Genomic DNA, 6,242 nt, shown 5'->3' on the forward strand with positions numbered 1-6,242 from the left:
TTCTGATGGGACTGGCAGCTTCCTGGATTCGGTGGGTGCCGCGTTCGCGAACATGGCTGCGGACCTGTCGGCGTCCGTGTTCAGCTTCGCCACTCAGAAAACCGCGATCGACCTGAACCAGGACTACGTCGTCAGGAACTACAACATCGTCTTCGGTGTGGCGATCCTGGCCGTCACTGGCCTGTTCATGTGCGCCTGCATCGTCGGGGCAATCCGGGGGGACGCGCATCTGCTGGGCCGTGCGCTCGCGTCCACCGGTACCGCAATCTTCGGTTCCTTCGTCGTGCTGACCCTGCTGCAGATGGTGCTTTCCGCTGCCGACGGTATATCCGAAGCGTTCGGCGACGGCGCACCCCTGGGCGCAAGCCTGGTCGCCCAGCTGCGGGCTCTCCCACAACAGGGCAACTTCGCTCTCGATATGGTGCTGTCGCTGCTCGTGGCGCTGTTCTCGTTCGCGCTCTTCCTCGTCCTCTACATCCGCAAAGTAGCGATCATCGTAGTTGCGGTGTTCATCCCGCTGTACCTGGCCGGGCAGCCGGCGATGTCGACCCGCAACTGGATGAAGCGGGCCGTGGAGATCCTCGCCGCGCTCGTCTTCGCTAAGCCCGTCATTTATGCGATCTTCACCCTTGGTGCGAGCGTTGCCAGCGACTCGACCGGGTCGGCCATGGACCAGACGCTGACCATTCTCAGCGGCATTGTAATCATGGCTGCTGCAGTGTTCTCGCCGCTCGCTCTTCTCCACGTGATCGGGATGGCCGACGTTCAACTGATGCAGGCGATCGGCTCGGCGGGAAAGCGCGGCGCGGCGAGTTTCGGCCACGGCGCCGGCGCGCTGCTCGGCTCGTCGTCACGGGAGACCTTCCGGGGTATCGGTGGGCGGCTGCAGAACCGGCAGCGCAGCGGATCGGGTGTGGACGCGGGCCGGCCCTTCACCGGCGACCTCGCTCCGGTCGGCGCCGGCGCCATGGCCAGAGCGGGCGGCCGCCGCGGGTCCGGTGTCAGCCCGGCAACGCGGGTCGGTACCCCCCTCGCCCGGGCAGGCCGGGCCGGCGGCGGTCAGCCGGCGCAGGCCGCGGCCCGCTCCGCGGGTGGATCTGCGGGACGCGTCGGCGTCGGCTCGCCCGCGCCACGGACTCGCTCGGCAACCGGCGCGGGCAACCGGGTCACGGCGCCGAGCGCTACCGGCACCTCCGCGCGTATCTCCCACGCGGCTCCCCGAGCCGTGCCGTCCACCGCGGCGTCACCATCAATGTCACCTAAGGTAACCTCACCGACGCCACCCGTCCACCCCACACGTACCGGGGGAGGCTGAGCAGAGCGTGGTTGCCGAACGCACCTACCGGTTCGGACCGCTGGAACGCGGCGGCATCCTGCTCGGCATGCGCTGGCCCCAGTTGGGTCTGATGGTCGGCGTGATGCTGTGCATCCTCGGGGCGCTGCGATCCCCGGTCATACTTGCCCCGGGGTGGATCGCACTGGCCGGTGCGCTGGGGTTCATCGCGTTCGTCCGCGTCGACGACCGTAACCTCGATCAGTGGGTGCCGATCCTTTTCGGTTTCACGATGCAGAAGGTGATGGGCGAGACGGTGTTCCGTGGGGCGTTGTTCAGAACCGGCAACAGCTCCGACCATCTGTCTAAGACCGCGCTTCCCGGACCTCTGTCATCCCTGGTGATGCTGTCGGTACCGGTTGGCAACGGCCGTTACGTGGCGGTGGTCAAGGACGCCAGACGAGGGACGTTCACGGCGGTCCTGCAGGTGCAGGGTAGCCAGTTCGCGCTGCTGGAGTCCGGTGACCAGCAGGCCAGGGTGGACGCCTGGGGTGAGCTGCTCGCCGGGCTGACCATCGGCGGCGGGCGGCTGTCCCGCATCCAGTGGCTGGAACGCACGCTGCCGGACTCCGGTGACCAGCTACAACGGCACTGGCGGGTCCGGGGGCACCATGACGGCTCGTGGGCGGCCGAGGCATACCAGGAGGTCATCGACGCCGCTGGCCCGGTCGCCCAGCGGCATGAGACCTTTCTGTCGTTCCAGCTCCGCGCGCGCGACGTACGGCGGGCGGTTCAACGCGCCGGTGGTGGTGACCACGCGGCCTGCACGGTCCTGCTCGGCGAGCTGCGCACCATGGAGGCGGCGCTGGCCAGGGCGTCCATCAACACGGTCGGTTGGCTGCCACCACGCGCCCTGGCCGCGGTGATCCGGATGACCTACGACCCGTACTCCATCGAGATGATCGACGCGCGCGGTGGCGCGGCGTCCGACCGGGCCGGCGGCCTCACGGGGCTGCCGTCGGGCATCGACCCGGCGATAGCCGGACCGGTGCGCACAGTCACCAGCTGGGACCACTACCGCACCGATTCCGGGTTCCACACCACCTACTGGATCAACGGCTGGCCGCGGGTGCCATCCCCGGCCGCGTTCCTCGCCCCGCTGCTCATGGAAACCACCTGCCGGCGGACGGTCTCCCTCGTCGTCGAACCGATGCCTGGCCGCAAGGCTGAGAAGGCGGTCAACCGCCGCCGGATGGCGCATCTGGGCGAACAGCAGATGCGCGACAAGGTCGGCAAGGTGACAACCCAACGTGACATGGCCGAAGCATCCGAGGTGGAACGCCGTGAGCAGGAGCTCATCGCCGGGTTCGGCGCGTTCCGCTTCCACGGGTTCGTGACGGTCTCCGCGGACGACCTCGACGGCCTGGCCGAGGCGTGCGGCGAGGCGGAGACGCTGGCGTCCCGCAGCCGCCTGGAGATGGTCCGTCTCGTCGGCGAACAGGACCAGGGGTTCAGTGTTGCCGCGCTGCCGCTGGCCGTGGGGGTGTCATGACACTGCACCGTTCAGGCGGGACCGGAACCGACCGGGAGACCCGTCGTGAGCTCAGGGAACTGCAGCAGGCCGAACGTGAGGCGCAGCGCGGCGAACGGGCCGCCGCCCGGGCCGAACGGGCGGCGATCCGGCGGGCACGCATGGCGCTGCGCCGCGGCGAGCAACCGCCGCGGCTCGTCGGGCCGCACGCTGGCCGGATCTTCCACAGGCTCCGCCTGCCGTCCCACATGGAGACGACCGCGCAGATCGCCGGCATCTACCCGTTCGTCGTGGACGCCGGGCTCGACACCCCCGGCATGTACATCGGACGCCACGTCTGGTCCGGCGACTCCTTCGTCTTCGACGTGTTCGAGCTCTACCGCCAGCAGGTCATCGAGAACCCCAACTTCGCGGTCTTCGGCTCAGTCGGCTCACGCAAGTCGTCCCTGCTCAAGACACTGATCTCGCGGGGAGCCGCGTTCGGCTACCAGGCGGCCGTGCCCTGCGACCCGAAAGGCGAGTACACCCGACTGGCACGCCGGCTGGGCTGCGAGCCGACCTACATCGGCCCGGGGCTGTCCACCCGGCTCAATCCGCTGGACGCCCCGCCGCGACCACCCGGCATGGCGGACGGCGACTGGTCCCGGGAGGTCAAACGGGCCCGATCGGCGCTGCTGTCCTCGCTGATCGAGACCGCGAAGGGCGTGCCGCTCACCCCGTCCGAGCACACCGCCGTCGACCTTGCCCTCGACGTCGTGACCCGGCAGATCACCGGTGCCTCCACCGACCGGCAGGCGACCCCGCTGCTGCCGCACGTCCTGGACGCGATGACGAACCCGTCGGAGGCCGACTGCACAGCGCTGCCGGTGACCGCGACCGAACTGCGGGACTCCTCCCGAGACGCGACACTGACGCTGCGCCGGCTCACCCACGGCGCGCTCGGCGGGCTCTTCGACGGCCCGACCACCTCCCCGCTGGACTTCGACCGTCCGATCGCCGTGCTCAACCTCGAGCGGGTCCAAGGCTCCGACGAGATGATCGCACTGATCATGACGTGCGCACAGGCATGGATGGAAGCCGCGCTGATGCGCCAGGACGGCGTCCAGCGCTACGTCGTCTACGACGAGTGCTGGCGGCTGATGCGATTCGCGGGTCTGGTACGGCGGCTGTCCGCCCAGCAGAAACTTGCCCGCCAGTGGGGATGCGCGAACGCGATCGTCGCGCACCGGATCTCCGACCTGCTCTCGGCCTCCCCGGACTCCGTCGAGGTGGCCAAAGGCCTGCTCGCCGAGACCGCGATCCGCATCCTGTACAAACAGGCATCCGACCAGATCCCGGACACGCAGCGGGCGCTGGATCTGACCGACGTCGCCTCGGACATGCTGCCCCGGCTGGACCCCGGTTTTGCATTGTGGCTCATCGGGAATCGCGCGTTCTATGTCGAGCACATCGTCGGCGACCTGGAGATCCCGGTCGTTCTCAACGGCTCGAAGATGCACGGCGAAGTCGACAACGTCAACCTCGTCCTGGACGATCTCGATCCCGACGTGCTGGACGACTACGACTACCGGGACCGGGTCGATCCCGACGTCACCGATGACGACGGCGACTACGCCAACTATGATCCAGGTGTCGGTCACCATGCGGACGGGTTTGCCATCGACACCCCGCTCCCGGGCCAGGACGGGGTTTCTCCCGAAGAGATGATGGACACCTTTCCCTACGGCCCACTTTCCCGAGAAATCTAGCCGGCCGAAGACCGCGCGATCTGTTACCCGTTCTCCGGGTCCCAGGGCCGGGACGGATCGATCGCCTTGAACTGATCGTCGCTATCATCCGTCTGCGGATTCGGCAAAACGGCCGGCGCTTCGATCGCGAGCGGCGCCCCTTGTTCGAGCGCTACCTCTTGTTGTTGTGTCGCCGACGGCACGGCCTGACGAGCGGTGGAGGCAACTCTGGGCAGGAGGACGATTCCCGGATTGCAGTCGCCAAGTGCCGCCCGACGATCGCCCAACGACGAATCGATCAGAACGAAAGCGGTTGGTGGAAGCTGCTGGATCTGCGTCGGCTCGACGCTGAACTCGTAGACACGTTGCAGGACCGCGCCATCCTGACGGGAATCGGTGGCCGACAGGCTCTCGGTATTCTGCCAGAATTCCGACTGGGACACCGAGACCGACCGGCTCCAGCCGCTTGATTTTCCACCCTTCCCTCGTGAACCGCTGCTGCCCTCGGTCTCGGAGACGCTAACGCTCCCCCCTGCACTGGTGGATGTCCCGGCGGTGCGGCTGCTGCCGACCTGCCGAGTAACCTGGGAGAACACGAACTTGTGTCCGCGACCGACGAACTCGGCCGCGGTCTCGGCCTCCCTCGCATTCCCCAGCTGCATGATGAGCGTGGCACTGTCACCCGCACCGATCAGGCGTTCGGTGCCTTCCCCCAGATGCTCGAAAAGATTCACGAGACGAATTCCGGCGTTGGCCGCGTACCGGGCCATGCCTTCCAGAGCGGGCAATCCCATCCGGTCCCCACCGGCAACTACCAGGACGTCCGGGGAAGCATCGCCACGGCGGCGTCGGAGCTGGTGCAGGACGATCTGAAACAATACCTGGTCAGCAAATTCCTTACGAGCGGTGGAGGTGTCGCGGCTCGACGTAGCTATAATTCGGAGGCCGTGCACCGGCCACCACGGCTGTGGTGCGGCGGTCGTCGCCGTTTCCTCCCGACCGGCGAACCGCTTCAGGGACGCCCGCAGGTAGTGGATTTCATGCTGGATTCTTTCGCTTTCGCCCCACGCACCCACCCGGTTGGCGACAGTGTTCCTCTCCGCGGGTGAAAGGAGATCGGGGCCGTCATCCTGATCACGCCCCTGCAGCACACGCAGGCCGGCAGCGAGCCGGCTGAAGGTCAGCGGTGGATCCAGCCGCGTGGCGACAGCCGCGAGTATCTCGGCGTCAAGCACCCGAAGCGCCGGATCAGCGCCTCCTCCGCGGACCGTGTCGACGACGTCCGCGAGGAGCTCGGCAGCGTCTTCGGGGTCGACACCGTGCAGAAGCCCAAGCCCGCCGATATCAACAGGAAGATCGTTCACTGTGACCGGAAACTCGGCGTCGATTGCAAGCTGGGTAATACCGCCACCGATTCCACGCTCGCTGAAGTCGAGCAGGAGAATGCCGCCGCCGGATGCCAGAACCGAAGAGCCGATGGTCGCCAGCAGGCTCGCCCAGCCGTCACGAGTGCCGCCGAAGACATCGACCCGACTCGCGGTCGGTCGGGGCGCGAGTGGGTGGAACAGCAGCGCTGTCTCCCGCCGGGCACGGTCAGCGACCTCGTGACTTTCCACCGCCGCCCGCCAACCCGCGGTAGCGGACTGATACCTCTCCCACTCGGCATCGCGATGCTTCTGCCAGTCAGTCTTTTCCTGGACTATTTTTCTCC

The 6,242-nt window shown here is 67.5% G+C and carries 3 protein-coding genes and 1 pseudogene; 3 read left to right on the plus strand and 1 reads right to left on the minus strand.

The genetic code is table 11. The features are described 5' to 3' along the window. The 3 genes from DD1DGNOD_RS25915 to DD1DGNOD_RS25925 all read left to right on the plus strand — a co-directional run. A partial coding sequence (locus tag DD1DGNOD_RS25915) for a hypothetical protein (RefSeq protein WP_241255999.1) occupies positions 1-1,315 on the plus strand: 1,315 nt, incomplete at its 5' end. Positions 1,316-1,322: 7 nt separating this feature from the next. Beyond that, positions 1,323-2,825 (plus strand): SCO6880 family protein, encoded by a 1,503-nt coding sequence (locus tag DD1DGNOD_RS25920; protein WP_131771216.1) that lies wholly within the window; start codon positions 1,323-1,325, stop codon positions 2,823-2,825. After that, a complete protein-coding gene (locus DD1DGNOD_RS25925; protein WP_131771217.1) occupies positions 2,822-4,552 on the plus strand; it encodes a conjugal transfer protein TraC in 1,731 nt (576 codons plus the stop codon). Before DD1DGNOD_RS25920 ends, DD1DGNOD_RS25925 begins: the two co-directional genes overlap by 4 nt. A gap of 23 nt (positions 4,553-4,575) precedes the next feature. On the opposite strand, the pseudogene DD1DGNOD_RS25930 reads toward DD1DGNOD_RS25925, so the two are convergent. Beyond that, positions 4,576-6,242 (minus strand): annotated as a pseudogene (locus DD1DGNOD_RS25930) (hypothetical protein); the annotation flags it as partial.

The organism is Candidatus Protofrankia californiensis, assembly GCF_900634765.1.
GTDB lineage: Bacteria > Actinomycetota > Actinomycetes > Frankiales > Frankiaceae > Protofrankia > Protofrankia californiensis.

Bases quoted from the DNA above. Each gene is read 5' to 3' on its own strand.
- DD1DGNOD_RS25925 (WP_131771217.1), top strand. From the start codon at position 2,822: ATGACACTGCACCGTTCAGGCGGGACCGGAACCGACCGGGAGACCCGT.